Annotated in this window: 15 protein-coding genes and 2 pseudogenes; 5 read left to right on the top strand and 12 right to left on the bottom strand. The window is 57.2% G+C overall.

Annotation, left to right across the window (positions count from 1 at the left end; translation table 11 throughout):
- Positions 1 to 79 precede the first annotated feature (79 nt).
- The 6 genes from C6A77_RS00300 to merT form a co-directional block, all read right to left on the bottom strand.
- A complete protein-coding gene (locus tag C6A77_RS00300) occupies positions 80 to 1,069 on the bottom strand; it encodes a DUF3330 domain-containing protein (RefSeq protein ID WP_012314201.1) in 990 nt (329 codons plus the stop codon).
- Positions 1,066 to 1,302, bottom strand: coding sequence for a broad-spectrum mercury transporter MerE (merE, locus tag C6A77_RS00305; protein ID WP_003132004.1), 237 nt, complete (start codon positions 1,300 to 1,302; stop codon positions 1,066 to 1,068). The genes C6A77_RS00300 and merE overlap by 4 nt, the downstream gene beginning before the upstream one ends.
- Positions 1,299 to 1,664 carry a mercury resistance co-regulator MerD gene (gene merD / locus C6A77_RS00310; RefSeq protein ID WP_000995360.1) on the bottom strand — a complete coding sequence of 122 codons (366 nt, stop codon included), beginning with the start codon at positions 1,662 to 1,664 and terminating at the stop codon, positions 1,299 to 1,301. The genes merE and merD overlap by 4 nt, the downstream gene beginning before the upstream one ends.
- A 17-nt stretch (positions 1,665 to 1,681) precedes the next feature.
- Positions 1,682 to 3,367 carry a mercury(II) reductase gene (gene merA, locus C6A77_RS00315; protein WP_003156770.1) on the bottom strand — a complete coding sequence of 562 codons (1,686 nt, stop codon included), beginning with the start codon at positions 3,365 to 3,367 and terminating at the stop codon, positions 1,682 to 1,684.
- Positions 3,368 to 3,438: 71 nt separating this feature from the next.
- Positions 3,439 to 3,714, bottom strand: coding sequence for a mercury resistance system periplasmic binding protein MerP (merP, locus tag C6A77_RS00320; protein ID WP_003131987.1), 276 nt, complete (start codon positions 3,712 to 3,714; stop codon positions 3,439 to 3,441).
- A gap of 12 nt (positions 3,715 to 3,726) precedes the next feature.
- On the bottom strand, positions 3,727 to 4,077 hold the full coding sequence (gene merT, locus C6A77_RS00325; RefSeq protein ID WP_003131974.1) for a mercuric ion transporter MerT: 351 nt from the start codon (positions 4,075 to 4,077) through the stop codon (positions 3,727 to 3,729).
- Between the two features lie 71 nt (positions 4,078 to 4,148).
- On the opposite strand from merT, the gene C6A77_RS00330 reads away from it, so the two are divergent.
- On the top strand, positions 4,149 to 4,583 hold the full coding sequence (locus tag C6A77_RS00330) for a mercury resistance transcriptional regulator MerR (RefSeq protein ID WP_003131969.1): 435 nt from the start codon (positions 4,149 to 4,151) through the stop codon (positions 4,581 to 4,583).
- Between the two features lie 181 nt (positions 4,584 to 4,764).
- On the top strand, positions 4,765 to 5,115 hold the full coding sequence (locus C6A77_RS00335; protein ID WP_044047185.1) for a DUF3147 family protein: 351 nt from the start codon (positions 4,765 to 4,767) through the stop codon (positions 5,113 to 5,115).
- 32 nt (positions 5,116 to 5,147) lie between these two features.
- Here C6A77_RS00335 and C6A77_RS00340 read toward each other — a convergent pair whose 3' ends face one another.
- On the bottom strand, positions 5,148 to 5,474 hold the full coding sequence (locus C6A77_RS00340) for a DUF2790 domain-containing protein (RefSeq protein ID WP_013974870.1): 327 nt from the start codon (positions 5,472 to 5,474) through the stop codon (positions 5,148 to 5,150).
- A 699-nt stretch (positions 5,475 to 6,173) separates the two neighbouring features.
- Here C6A77_RS00340 and C6A77_RS00345 point away from each other — a divergent pair.
- Together C6A77_RS00345 and C6A77_RS00350 are read left to right on the top strand one after the other, a co-directional pair.
- Positions 6,174 to 6,848 (top strand): heavy metal response regulator transcription factor, encoded by a 675-nt coding sequence (locus C6A77_RS00345; RefSeq protein WP_044047186.1) that lies wholly within the window; start codon positions 6,174 to 6,176, stop codon positions 6,846 to 6,848.
- Entirely contained in the window at positions 6,845 to 8,263 is a 1,419-nt protein-coding gene (locus C6A77_RS00350) for a heavy metal sensor histidine kinase (RefSeq protein ID WP_013974872.1), read from the top strand. Before C6A77_RS00345 ends, C6A77_RS00350 begins: the two co-directional genes overlap by 4 nt.
- Before the next feature lie 56 nt (positions 8,264 to 8,319).
- Here C6A77_RS00350 and C6A77_RS00355 read toward each other — a convergent pair whose 3' ends face one another.
- A complete protein-coding gene (locus tag C6A77_RS00355) occupies positions 8,320 to 8,907 on the bottom strand; it encodes a hypothetical protein (protein ID WP_013974873.1) in 588 nt (195 codons plus the stop codon).
- Between the two features lie 266 nt (positions 8,908 to 9,173).
- On the opposite strand from C6A77_RS00355, the gene C6A77_RS00360 reads away from it, so the two are divergent.
- Positions 9,174 to 9,395 carry a hypothetical protein gene (locus C6A77_RS00360; RefSeq protein WP_013974874.1) on the top strand — a complete coding sequence of 74 codons (222 nt, stop codon included), beginning with the start codon at positions 9,174 to 9,176 and terminating at the stop codon, positions 9,393 to 9,395.
- Between the two features lie 86 nt (positions 9,396 to 9,481).
- Here the strand turns inward: C6A77_RS00360 and C6A77_RS26145 are convergent.
- The 4 genes and pseudogenes from C6A77_RS26145 to C6A77_RS00380 form a co-directional block, all read right to left on the bottom strand.
- A pseudogene (locus C6A77_RS26145) lies at positions 9,482 to 9,954 on the bottom strand (phospholipid carrier-dependent glycosyltransferase); the annotation flags it as partial.
- Positions 9,942 to 10,130: pseudogene (locus C6A77_RS00370) on the bottom strand (hypothetical protein); the annotation flags it as partial. The pseudogenes C6A77_RS00370 and C6A77_RS26145, both read right to left, overlap by 13 nt.
- Positions 10,131 to 10,336: 206 nt before the next feature.
- Positions 10,337 to 10,660 (bottom strand): DUF2790 domain-containing protein, encoded by a 324-nt coding sequence (locus tag C6A77_RS00375; protein WP_013974877.1) that lies wholly within the window; start codon positions 10,658 to 10,660, stop codon positions 10,337 to 10,339.
- Between the two features lie 159 nt (positions 10,661 to 10,819).
- Positions 10,820 to 13,981, bottom strand: a complete 3,162-nt coding sequence (locus C6A77_RS00380) for a CusA/CzcA family heavy metal efflux RND transporter (RefSeq protein WP_013974878.1) — start codon at positions 13,979 to 13,981, stop codon at positions 10,820 to 10,822.
- Positions 13,982 to 13,983: the final 2 nt, after the last annotated feature.

The raw sequence follows: 13,983 nt of genomic DNA on the forward strand, positions 1-13,983 counted from the left end.
GCATGTGTCAAAAATGCGAAAGATGACTCTATTCTGACTAAGCGGCGCGGCCCTGCCTGACATCCAGTTAGGGTATGCCTCAATCTGACGGTAGCGAGTCGCAGGCGTTCGGATCGGCATCGGTTTCGTTCCCTGTCTTGGCACGCGCTTCGAAGCGTTGATAACACTCCAACCCGCAGAAGTGCTCGACGTATTCCGCGCCTTCCGGGGTGAAGGCGGCATCGAGCGGGATTTCCTTGCAGCACACGCAGCAACTGGTGGTGGTCGAGTCACTTGCATTCATGGTGGCACCCCTCCATTGACTGACGAAGACGGCGAATGCCGCCGCCGGCATTGGCTTCGCGAACAGGAAGCCTTGTCCTGTGTCGCAGTCCGCTTGTCGCAATAGATCAAGACTCGCCGATGTTTCCACGCCTTCAGCCACCACATCCATGCCCAGCCCGTGCGCAAGCTGAATCACGGTGTGCACGATGGTTTGGTCGCGGCGGTCGTTGGCGAGCCCGGCGACAAACGATTGGTCGATCTTGAGCGTGCTGATTGGGCAGCACTTCAGATGTTGCAGACAGGAATACCCCGTCCCGAAGTCATCGGCGGCGAAGCGCACACCGATCTGCCGCAAGGCGTCCAGGGCGGGGAAGATCGCCGGATCACCAAACGCGACCGATTCGGTCAGCTCGATTTCGAGATACTCGGCGGGCAACTCGGCATCAGCCAGCACGCCCTTTACCCACCCGTCGAAGTCCGGTCCCACTTGGCTCGCCGAAGCATTGACGGCCAGCCGGAACGGTCGCCATGCCAGCATTCGCCAGTCACGCATCTGGCGGCAGGCTTCGCCCAGCACCCAAGCGCCGATTTCAGGCATCAGGCCGGACGATTCGACCACGGGCAGGAACTGGCCCGGTGGCAATAGTCCAAGCGTCGGATGACGCCAGCGCAACAGGGCTTCCGCGCCGACAATCCCACCACTGCGCAGATCGACGACGGGCTGGTAGTGCAGTTCAAGCTGCCCGCGCTCGACCGCTTGGGCCAGTTCCGGCGTCGTCCATCCATCCGGCCGGAAAGCGCTCATTCTCTTTCCCTGAATGCCCGCAACGCCCGCGACAGGGACAGAAGGAACAGGCCGGTCAAACCGAGCGCCGCGATGACCCAATGCTCGCCGAGGAAAGCACCGGCGGTTGTGCCGGCCAGCACGACAGCGAGGATGGGCAGGTGGCAGGGGCAAGTCAGCACAGCCAGTCCGCCCCACAGGTAGCCGGTGATCGGTTTGTGCGTCTCGGACGGCAAGCGCTCGGGGTTGTTCATGGCAGACTCTCCGCGTGCTGTGCCGGCTCGGTCGGCAGGGTGGCCAACTGCACTTCCAGATCGGCCAACGCTTCGCGCCGACGCTCGACGAACTGACGCAGCAGGGCAAGCTGCGCGGCCGCTTCGTCGCCGTCCGCCGCATCCAGCGCCCGGCACAGCCGCGCCAGCGCGTCGAGGCCGATGCCCGCCTCGAAGGCCGCCCGCACGAAGCACAGCCGTTGCAAGGCGGCGTCATCGAACAAGCCGTAGCCGCCTGGTGTGCACGCCACCGGGCGCAGCAATCCGCGCAGCAGGTAGTCGCGCACGATATGCACGCTCACCCCGGCATCAAGAGCCAGCCGGGACACCGTGTAGGCGTTCATTGAACACCTCCTTTTTCTCACCCGGCGCAGCAGGAAAGCTGCTTCACATCCTTGTTGAAGGTCTGCGCCGCGAGCTTCAACCCCTCGACCATCGTCAGGTAGGGGAACAACTGGTCGGCCAGTTCCTGCACCGTCATGCGGTTGCGAATGGCCAGAGCCGCCGTCTGGATCAGTTCACCCGCTTCCGGCGCGACCGCCTGTACGCCGATCAGCCGATGGCTGCCTTCCTCGATAACCAACTTGATGAAGCCGCGTGTGTCGAAGTTGGCGAGCGCACGCGGCACGTTGTCCAAGGTCAAGGTGCGGCTGTCGGTCTCGATCCCGTCGTGGTGGGCTTCCGCCTCGCTGTAGCCCACGGTCGCCACTTGCGGATCGGTGAACACCACGGCCGGCATTGCGGTCAGGTCGAGCGCCGCATCGCCGCCGGTCATGTTGATCGCGGCACGGGTGCCGGCCGCTGCCGCCACATAGACGAACTGCGGCTGGTCGGTGCAGTCGCCGGCCGCGTAGATGTTCGGGTTGCTCGTGCGCATGCCTTGGTCGATGACGATGGCACCTTGCGCATTGACAGTGACCCCCGCTGCGTCCAGCGCGAGGCTGCGCGTGTTCGGTGTCCGACCGGTGGCAACCAGCAGTTTGTCGGCGCGCAATTCACCGTGCGTGGTGGTCAGCACGAATTCACCGTCCATATGGGCGACCTGGCTGGCTTGCGTGTGCTCCAGCACCTCGATGCCCTCGGCACGGAAAGCGGCTGTCACCGCCTCGCCGATGGCCGGGTCTTCACGGAAGAACAAGGTATTGCGCGCCAGGACCGTGACCTTGCTGCCCAGCCGGGCAAAGGCTTGCGCCAGCTCCAGCGCCACCACCGACGAGCCGATTACGGCAAGGCGTTCGGGAATGGTGTCGCTCGCCAGGGCCTCGGTGGAAGTCCAGTAGGGTGACTCTTTCAACCCCGGAATCGGCGGGACCGCCGGGCTGGCACCCGTGGCGACCAGGCAGCGGTCGAACATCACGACGCGCTCGCCACCCTCGTTCAAACGGACGGTAAGGCTCTGGTCGTCCTTGAAGCGCGCCTCACCGTGCACAACGGTGATGGCCGGATTACCGCCCAGGATGCCTTCGTACTTGGCGTGCCGCAGTTCGTCGACGCGGGCCTGCTGCTGGGCCAGCAGCTTACTGCGGTCAATCGTAGGCACAGTTGCCGCAATACCGCCATCGAACGGGCTTTCCCGGCGCAGATGGGCGATGTGGGCGGCGCGGATCATGATCTTGGACGGCACACAGCCGACATTGACGCAGGTGCCGCCGATGGTGCCGCGCTCGATCAGCGTGACCTGCGCGCCTTGCTCGACGGCCTTCAGCGCCGCCGCCATCGCGGCTCCACCGCTGCCAATGACCGCTACCTGCACCGGGGGCTCGTTGCCACTGTGCTTTTCGGCGGCGGCCATCCATCCCCGCACCTTGTCGAGCAGTCCGACGCGGTTGTCCGCCAGTGGCGCATCGGCTAGCGTTGCCTTGTAGCCCAGTCCGGCCACGGCGGCAGTCAGCGCGTCCGGCGATGTGCCCGGCACGATGGCGAGTTGCGCTGTGCCCTTCGGATAGGACACCAGCGCCGACTGCACGCCTGGCACTTTTTCCAGCGCTTCCTTGACGTGCGCCGCGCACGAGTCGCAAGTCATGCCGGTGATTTTTAGATGGGTCATGCAACAGATCCTTTATCGTTTGTGGCGCCAGACAATGACGTCCGTTGTGCTGCGGTGCCGTTTTCAGTGACTCACTGCTTGACGCTGGACGGATAGCCCGCGTCTGCGGTTGCCTTGGTCAGCTTCTGCACGCTGGTCTTGGCATCGTCGAAGGTGACGACCGCTTGGCGTGTCTCGAAAGTCACGTCAACTTTGCTGACGCCTTCGACCTTGGAAATCGCCTTCTTGACAGTGATCGGGCAGGCGGAGCAGGTCATGCCCGGTACGGACAGCGTGACGGTCTGGGTGGCGGCCCAGACGGGGGCAACAACGGCGGCGAGGGCGAGGGAGGCAAACAGTTTCTTCATGGTGAACTCCGATCAGTAGAAAAATGGCATGACGTAGGGAAATCCGAGCGCGACCAGAACCAGCGCGGCCACGATCCAGAAAATGAGCTTGTAAGTAGCTCGCACTTGGGGAATCGCGCAGACCTCACCCGGTTTGCAGGCCGCTGCCTGCCGGTAGATGCGCCGCCAGGCGAAGAACAACGCCACCAGCGCCACGCCGATAAAGATGGGGCGATAGGGTTCCAACACCGCCAAGTTGCCGATCCAAGCGCCGCTGAACCCCAAGGCGATCAGAACCAACGGCCCGAGGCAGCAAGCCGAGGCGAGGATGGCGGCAAGCCCTCCAGTGAAGAGCGCGCCGCGCCCGGTTTTTGGTTCAGACATGCGCTTGTCCTTTCGAATTGAAATTGGATAGCGTAACCTTACTTCCGTACTCATGTACGGAGTCAAGCGATATGGAAAACAATTTGGAGAACCTGACCATTGGCGTTTTCGCCAAGGCGGCCGGGGTCAATGTGGAGACCATCCGTTTCTATCAGCGCAAGGGCTTGTTGCTGGAGCCTGACAAGCCCTATGGCAGCATCCGCCGCTATGGCGAGGCGGATGTAACGCGGGTGCGCTTCGTGAAATCAGCCCAGCGGCTGGGCTTCAGCCTGGATGAGATCGCCGAGCTGCTGCGGCTGGAGGATGGCACCCATTGCGAGGAAGCCAGCAGTCTGGCCGAGCACAAGCTCAAGGACGTGCGCGAGAAAATGGCTGACCTGGCGCGCATGGAGGCCGTGCTGTCTGAGTTGGTGTGCGCCTGCCATGCGCGAAGGGGGAACGTTTCCTGCCCGCTGATCGCGTCACTACAGGGTGGAGCAAGCTTGGCAGGTTCGGCTATGCCTTAGCGTGCTTTATTTTCCGTTTTCTGAGACGACCCCTTAGAAAGCCTAGTCAAAGAGCTGTCACGAGAACACCGTTAGCTTAGCGTACGATTTTTTCCGAATTCTGCGGTTCCCCCAAGCACGTCGTGAGTGCCTGGCGAATGATCCCAGGAGATCCACTCCACTAGCTCAAGTAGGTTCAGCGATGGCTTGGATCATTACGAAGTACCTGGTCACTGCCGCGATAGTGATTATCGTGTCTGAGCTGGCAAAGCGCAGTGACAAGCTGGGCGGCTTGGTTGCCGCCCTGCCATTGGTCACCGTCTTGACGCTCATCTGGCTCTACTTGGAGAACCAGAGCATGGAGAAGATTTCCAATCATGCCTGGTACACGTTCTGGTATGTGATTCCAACGCTGCCGATGTTTATCGCGTTTCCGGCACTGCTGCCCAAGTTGGGATTCTGGCCAACACTTATCTCCAGCATCCTCATCACCATGGCGAGCTTCGGAGGATTTGCCCTACTTCTAAGGCGATTGGGCATCGAGTTGCTTTGAGTCGGGTGTAGAGGAAAGCACTCGGTCACCGCTTACCGGCTGTTGATGCACTCACCTTTCACGAGGTAGCGAACCATGTGCAGTTCGCCCTTGGAATCCTCGTAAGTCATCATGCTTCTCACATTCCCGCAGTACCGCACGCTAGGCGAGACGTACACCAACTTGCCAACGTCCAAATCCATACCGTATGCGTAATCTTCAAGCTCGGGCATGGGTTTCTTCACGCTCTGTGCATAGCGTTCTGTAGCCTTCCTGGCAGACTGCTCAAGATCGTCGTTGATCTGAACGCTACTTTGGGCATTTGTCGACAGTGCAGAGAAAAGCATGAACGCGGCAATAGCCGATATAGTTGTTTTCATGAGAAGTCCATTAATAAAAAAGCGCCCATGGCGGGGCGCTAAAATTCACCTTACCAAAGGAGCGTATGGTTCCAAGGTGAATGCATTGGCGTGAGCAGGGTATCGTTACTCCCGCCATGCTGCTTCAGATGAGACTGGCCCAAAGCAGCGCTGCCTGTGTGCTGTTCTTAAACTAGCAAAAGCGGCTAACGACAAGATGATTGTGAAATTACAATTTGGACATGTAATAGATTGTAAAGTAATTATTCTTGCCCAATTAAGATGAAAAGCCATGCATGCTGGCCGGTTTAAGCCCGTTATCAAAGGGGCGAACGATCGGTGGCTTGCTACCACTCGGAGCTTGAGCTTGTAGGATTGAACGCCATAAATGCTGAGCAGCTTGGCAGAAACGCCACCCCTCTCGGCCGAATCCTCCTGTCAGTCCTGAGGACTGATAACCGCTGCAAGCCACAGAATCCGCTAAGCTCAGTAGGGAAAGCCGTCATGACTGTCAGCAATCTTGCGGCTACATTACAAATTTGTAGGATTTCGCCGCGGCCAGCGTCTTCGCGTTAAGATTCAAGCGTCCTCAGGTGACCCCGGCGTATGGACAGAGGTAGCGACTACCAGATGTCATGCACTCAGCCGAACCTTCAAACTGCCTGCAACCACAGTCTTGGCGGATTAGGCCAATTCCTTCCTCACACCTTGAGATAAGTTATGCGCGTTCTAGTTGTGGAAGACGAAATTAAAACTGCCGAATATCTTCAGCAGGGCCTATCCGAAAGCGGGTATGTCGTAGATATCGTGCACAATGGTGTTGACGCCCTGCACTTGTTCAATACTAACGTCTATTCGTTGGTTCTGCTGGACGTAAACCTTCCTGGCATCGACGGTTGGGACCTTTTGGAAACCATCAGGAAAACCAGCCGGGTCCGCATCATCATGCTGACCGCTCGTGGTCGCATCAACGACAAGCTCAAAGGCTTGGATGGCGGAGCCGACGATTACCTTGTCAAACCCTTCGAATTCCCGGAGCTGCTCGCTCGAATCCGTTCGCTGCAGCGGCGTGGTGATGAATTAGTCGAGAAGAGTTCGCTGAAAATTGCCGACTTGGAACTCGACTCAGTGCGCCATCGGGTTTTCCGCGCTGGCACACGCATCGATCTCACCACAAAGGAATTTACGCTCCTGCACCTGCTTATGAGCAGGACGGGCGAAGCGCTGACTCGTTCTCAGATCATTTCGTTGGTCTGGGACATGAATTTTGACTGCGATACCAACGTCATCGATGTCGCTATCCGGCGCCTTCGCTCAAAGATCGATGACCCGTTTGAAACCAAGCTCATTCACACGCTTCGTGGCGTAGGGTACGTTTTTGAGGAACGCGCATGAGGCCATTCAGCCTGGCTGCAAAGCTGGGATTAAAGGTGGGGTTGATGAGCGCAGCGTTGCTGCTTCTGTTCGCCACCTTCGGGTATCTGATGGTGGGTCAGGCGCTAGAGCGAAATGCCCGCAGTGACCTGGAAGTGAAGATGGCGGGCATGGCTCACAACCTGTCCATGATTTCCGACATCTCAGGAGTCAACGCAGACGCACATCAGCTTGTGGATCTGGTGATGGGCCACAACAACCTGTACGTCAGCATTTTCGAGTCGGCGCAGAGTGAAACGCCCCTGCTCTCGATTGGCTCGAAGCAGGTCAACGTGGAGGTGCACAAGTTTCAACCATCCGCACAGCCGAAGGAACATGAGTGGCGCGACACCCAGGACCGCCCCTTGCTGACAGCTTCTCGCACCATGAATTTGGGCGACGGAACCGAAGTCAGCGTGTACATGACTATGGACCAGTCGTCCAATGAAGCGCTGCTTGATGCATTGCTCACCTGGGCCCTGATGATTTCCCCGCTCATCATCGCGCTGATCCTCGCAATCGGCTGGTGGACCGTACGCAGAGGTCTGCTGCCTCTGACCAAGTTCCTGAAAGTCGCCTCGAAGATCTCCACCGAGAGTCTTGACCATCGTCTGCCGACTAATGGAATGCCAGCAGAACTCAAAGAGCTCGCCGACGGTATCAACATCATGCTGGCTCGCCTGGATGACGGGGTTCAGCAGCTCTCGCAGTTTTCTGACGATCTTGCTCACGAACTGCGAGCGCCGCTATCCAACCTGATGGGTAAAGCCCAAGTTGCACTGACCAGAGAGCGATCCCTTCCCGAGTACAGGGAAGTGCTGGAGTCGTGCACAGAAGAGCTGGACCGCATGAGCCGCATGGTTTCCGACATGCTGTTCCTCGCTCAGGTCAGTCATCCGGCATCCATGGTGGAGTTCGAACCTGTGTCCCTGGTCGATGAAGTTCAGCGGGTGTGTGATCTCTTCAGCATTTCGGCAGAGGATGGCGAGATCCAGCTGCAGATCTCTGGCAGTGATGACGTGGTGCGCGGTAACCGCCTGATGATTCAACGAGCCGTCTCGAACCTGGTGTCAAATGCGATTCGCTACTGCCCTCGCGGTCGCACGGTCTACGTGAAAGTGCAACGCGGTGGTAGCGGCACGACCTTGAGCGTCGGCAACCCGGGCCGCGGGATCGCCAAGGAACACCATGCGCATTTGTTTGAACGGTTCTACCGCGTAGATAAGAGCCGAGCACGAAGCGAAGGGGGGACCGGTCTTGGCCTTGCCATCGTGCAGTCGATCATGAGCCTGCATCAAGGCTCGGCGAGCGTGGAAGTGACCGAGGAAAATTTCACCTGGTTCCACCTTCACTTTCCCGAAGCCCAGCTAAAGCAGTCGGCAAAGACCGCTGCTTGAAGCGCGCCCACTTGAAAAGGCCCGTCAATCGACGGGCCTTTTGTCTATGCAATGCCTCAGTGCCTAAGCACCACAGGGTCCATAGGTGACCGCAGAATTACCGACTTTATGATCTTTTGCTCTTCTGGGTTGGCGTTTCTCCACAGGTGGGAGAAGTATTGGGCATTCACTTTTTCCTGAGCGCTCACACTGCCGGCGGCCTCAATGAACTGCATGGTCGAGTACACACAGATCAGTGCCAGGATGAAGAATGCTGTCGCCACCACCATGACATAACGTTTGGCCAGCACCGGTGCCCGCTTTAGCTCCAGGATCGAGGCATCCGCTAATTTTGTCGCGGCAGTAAGCTCCGAAATCAGCGGTTGGATGGCGGTCTCGACTCCACGAGCGGCAGCGGAATATGCCTCTGCCGCAGCGCGGATGACGACCTCTTCGGCATTGGACCAGGCTTTCTCAGCCTTTCGTACCTCCTCCTGAATCTGCCGACTGACAAGGTCAACCTCCTCCACCAGCTCGTTCGACTTTTCCAGAACAGCGTTGCAGGCCCTGGTCTGGGAGGCCAGCTCATCGAGCTGAACAGTGAGTTTTTCAGTGCTTCGGCGGAAGTCACCGATGGCAACTGACCAAGGCTCTATGTCATTCATGGCTATCTCCTAGAGCGGCCGGTGACGGCGCACGGTTTTATTTTGTTAGATATCAAAAATGTAATTTACGGAACAGTTTGAAGTCAGCCTCGACACAAGCGAGATAGACATGATCCTTCCAGATTTGCAGATTGGGCGCATCCGGCCAGCCGCCTAAATTACGGAATTGTAATTATTGACTCACCTTGTCGTTAGCTTCGCGTTCCTAAACTACAAACCAACAAAGGCCGTCAGTCAGGCAGGCCTAGTAAGAACCGAGGCACACAATGAAATTTGTCAAATCTATCGCTATTGGCAGCCTGCTGCTTGGTCTCGTGGGTACCGCTTACGCTGAAGGTGGTTACGAACGAGCGAAACAGTTCCAGGAAAACTTCCGAAATGAACAGGCTCGCTTATGGAGCGACGATTCTTCGGACCAGAACAAACAACAAGTCGCTCAAGAGCAAAAGAAAGAAAGCAAGGATGGTAAGGAACAAGCCGATAACTAAACGGCGGTTAAATAGGACTTTAAATGACGAAAGCAATCGACAAAAAAGCCAGGGTAAAACCTGGTTTTTTTTGTGTCTGGAATTTTACCTTCGTTTGTACGAGGCGTTTCCGCATTACTGTCTCCGACCAGACCTTCGGTACCTTGCTTGGCGTCTTTCCAACGGCACAGCAACAGCTGACTGGCGTTCGCTTCGGTGATCTCGACACAGCCCAGGTTGGCAGGCAGCTCAGCATTGCTGTCGAGTAAGCGCCGGGACAGGTAGAATGAGCTGTCACGAGGCCACTTTGCTGGGTACTGGATGTTTTCGGACTTCCCGCTGCTGTAGAACTCCGAGGAATTCGAGCGGCGACCAGGGTAGATCAGAGGGGCCGATTGAGCACATTCAACCAGGCCTGAACGACATCTCGCTGGTTCTGAGGCCTCTGCATCAACACCCCGGCATAGATGATGTCGACGCCGATGATTGGCAGTATCAACGCTCGCGGCGGCGCCCTGGTGATCCTTCGGCCAACCTCATTGATCCGACCGGACAGGAGCAACGCCGAGACAGGTACAGAACCAGCGGCAGCCAGTCGATCAGCCCTAGTTTTCCTGCGAGCGCTCCGGCTCCGAGCAGGGCACCACAGATCAGCGCGAAAACCAGCTCGGTGTTCATGCCAAAGATGCCGTCGTGCTCATGGCTCAGCCCTTCATGCTCTGCTTGGTCATCTGGGCGTTCAAGCGAACTTTTCATAACTCGTCCCTTCTGGGGGGCAAGACTATAAACTGCTCTATGCAGTTGAAAGACATTACTGTTGTGTAGTTGAGATTTATTTCACAGCTAACCCAGGGGCAGTCATTAAGGCATCTAGCCTAAATGACGTTCATCGAGCTCAATAAAAAATGCCAGGCACTGCCTGGCATTTATGAATTCTCTAAGTATTCTACTCACAGCAATTACTACTTGTTGTTGATGCATTGCGAGTACATGGAGTAGCGAACCGTCTTAAGCGTACCCTGAGAGTCCTCGAAGGTCATCAATCGCGGGTAAACTTGGCAGGTACGCGGGTCTTGGGACTGACGCACGAATTTCGCAACATCGATCTTCATGCCGTAATTGTAGTCCTGGATCTCCGGCATCGGTTTGCCATTTCTCTCGGCATAGTTCGCTACAGCAGTCTGATGCTCCTTGATGTATTGCAGCTGCTTGCTTTCAGAGTAAGTATAAGCCTGCGAAGCCATCGAGAACATAACAAGTGCAGCAGCAACAATTAGCTTTTTCATAGGAACCTCTCAAATTCAAATCATCTCGGGCGTAACTTTAGCAACGCAGAGGCATCACCGGCATGACGAGAAACTTACAATTTTGAAAGGTAAGTGCATCTATTTCATATAAAACAAAAAACCCACAACGCGTGTTGTGGGTTTTTGTATCTGGGGGGATCAGCTTACGGCTTCTGCCTCGTCGCCGTCTTCATCCTTGCGATGTGCCCAATGATACAGGGCCGGCAGGACCAGCAAAGTCAGCGCGGTGGAGGAAAGGATCCCACCAATTACCACTGTAGCCAGAGGCCGTTGAACCTCCGCACCGGTACCGGTGGCCAAGGCCATTGGGATGAAGCCCAGGGACGCCACCAAGGCTGTCATCAACACTGGTCGCAGTCGGGTGAGTGCGCCTTCATCGACTGCCTGCCTGAGCGTTCGTCCCTCTTCTCGCAATCCGCGAATGAAGGCAATCATCACCAGGCCGTTCAGTACCGCGACGCCGGAGAGTGCGATGAAGCCTACCCCTGCCGAGATCGAGAGCGGGATATCACGCAGCCAAAGGGCCACGACCCCGCCAGTGAGAGCGAATGGAATACCGGTGAAGACCAGCATGCCGTCCTTCAGGTTGTTGAACATCAAGAACAGCAAGGTCATTACCAGCAGTAAGGCTACCGGAACCACAATCTGCAGGCGCTTGGCTGCCGACTGCAGCTGCTCGAACTGGCCGCCCCAACTGGTCCAGTAGCCTGCTGGAATTTCCACCTTCGTTGACAAGGTAGATGCCGCCTCATCAACGAACGACCCAAGGTCACGGCCCCGGACGTTGGCGCTTACAATAACCAAGCGCTTACCGTTCTCGCGGCTGATCTGGTTCGGGCCCAACTGCAAGTCCAGCTTAGCGACCTGCGAAAGTGGAATGAAACCGATCTGATTAGCGCCCTGAGCCGCATTGGCAGGCACAGGAATCAGCAAACTAGACATACCCGCGACGTCGGTGCGTACAGCCTCAGGCAGGCGCACCACCATGTCGAATCGGCGATCACCCTCGTACAACGTTCCCGCTGTACGACCACCCACAGCAATCGCGATCGAATTCTGCACGTCCGCAATGTTCAGGCCGTAGCGTGCTGCTTTTTCCCGGTCGATGTTAATGGTCAGCACTGGCAGACCTGTGGTCTGCTCAACCTTGACCTCCGAGGAGCCTGGTACCGCTTTGAGCGCTGCGGCGATCTTATTGGCCGTGCTGTTGAGCACATCCATGTCGTCACCATAAACCTTCACCGCAACATCGCTGCGCACCCCGGAGATCAGTTCGTTGAAACGAAGCTGGATAGGCTGGGAGAGTTCATAGTTACTGCCCGGGACACTGGCTGCCGCCTTTTGAACCTCGGCAATGAGCTCCTCCCGCGACTTGTCGGGATCGGCCCATTGGTCCTTTGGTTTGAGCATGACGTAAGCATCGGAGATATTCGGTGGCATTGGGTCAGAGGCGATTTCAGCCGTACCGGTTCGGCCGAACATACGCTCAACTTCCGGTACCTGCTCGATGACTGCTTTTTCCAAACGCTCCTGCATGTCCACCGACTGGCTGAGGCTAGTACCAGGTACGCGCAAGGCTTGAAGAGCGAAGTCCCCCTCACTGAGACTTGGGATGAACTCGCTCCCCATGCGACTGGCAAGTACACCGCTGAGAACGACCAGTGCTACTGCTGCGGAGAAAGCGATATTCCGATGCCCAAGCACCCACTGCAGCACAGGCTCATAACGCAGCCGCGCAGTGCGCATAACAACGCCCTCTTCCTCCTTGACCTTGCCAGTGACGAACATGGCGATCGCTGCCGGCACGAAGGTAACGGAGAGGATCATTGCACCCAATAGCGCCATCACAACGGTGAATGCCATGGGGTGGAACATTTTGCCCTCCACGCCGGTGAGGGCGAAGATAGGCAGGTACACCACCATAATGATCAGTTGCCCGAAGATCAGTGGCCGACGCGCTTCGCGGGCAGCAGCAAAGACCTCATGGAAGCGTTCGGTTTTGGTGAGCATACGGCCATGTTTGTGCTGCGCATGTGCTAATCGACGGATCGCGTTCTCCACGATGACCACGGCCCCGTCGACGATGATGCCGAAGTCGAGTGCGCCCAAACTCATTAGGTTGGCACTGACCTTGTTATTGAACATCCCTGTGAAGGTGAACAGCATGGACAGCGGGATCACCATCGCGGTGATCAACGCTGCACGGATGTTGCCGAGGAACAGGAACAGAATGGCGATAACCAGGATCGCACCTTCAACCAAGTTCTTCTTCACCGTCGCAATGGCTTTTTCAACCAAGTTGGTACGATCGTAAACGGTGACCGCAACCACGCCCTTTGGCAGAGTACGGTTGATGTCCGCAAGCTTCGCTGCGACAGCTTGGGACACAGTGCGGCTGTTCTCACCGATCAGCATGAATACTGTACCGAGCACGACCTCGCGGCCATTCTCAGTGGCAGCACCAGTACGAAGCTCCTTACCGATGCTGACGTCGGCGACGTTGCTGATGCGAATCGGTGCACCATCCACACTGGTGATTACGATGTTGGCGATGTCTTCGATGTTGCCGACTTGGCCCGGTGCACGAATGAGCAACTGCTCACCATTACGCTCGATGTAACCGGCGCCTACGTTGGCGTTGTTGCTTTCCAACGCGGCTACCAGATCATTCAGGGTCAACTTGTAGGTAGCCAGGCGCTTCGGATCCGGCGCAACCAGGAACTGCTTGGCAAAGCCACCGATGGTATTGATCTCTGCCACGCCAGGTACGTTGCGCAGCTGAGGCTTGATGATCCAGTCCTGGATTACCCGCAGGTCGGTGGGCGTGTAGGGCGTACCGTCTTCTTTGACCGCGCCCTCTTCGGCTTCAACGGTCCACAGGAAAATTTCGCCGAGGCCGGTTGAGACCGGGCCCATGACGGCATCTACGCCCTCTGGCAGCTGTTCCTTTGCAACCTGTAGCCGCTCATTGATCAGCTGGCGGGCAAAGAAGATGTCGGTGCCGTCCTTGAAAATCACGGTCACCTGAGACAGGCCCGAGCGAGACAGCGAACGGGTCTGCTGAAGACCTGGAAGACCAGCCATGGCCGTTTCAACTGGAAACGTGATCCGTTGCTCGGTTTCCAATGGGGAATAGCCAGGCGCTGCAGTGTTGATCTGCACCTGGACGTTGGTAATGTCAGGAACGGCATCGATCGGCAGCTTTTGGTAGCTGTAGATGCCGATACCGGCAATGATCAGGACAGCGATCATTACAACGATCCGCTGTTCAATGGCAAATCTGATGATACGTTCAAACATAA

Origin of the sequence: Pseudomonas sp. AFG_SD02_1510_Pfu_092 (assembly GCF_003331055.1) — a bacterium.
Taxonomy (GTDB): Bacteria; Pseudomonadota; Gammaproteobacteria; order Pseudomonadales; family Pseudomonadaceae; genus Aquipseudomonas.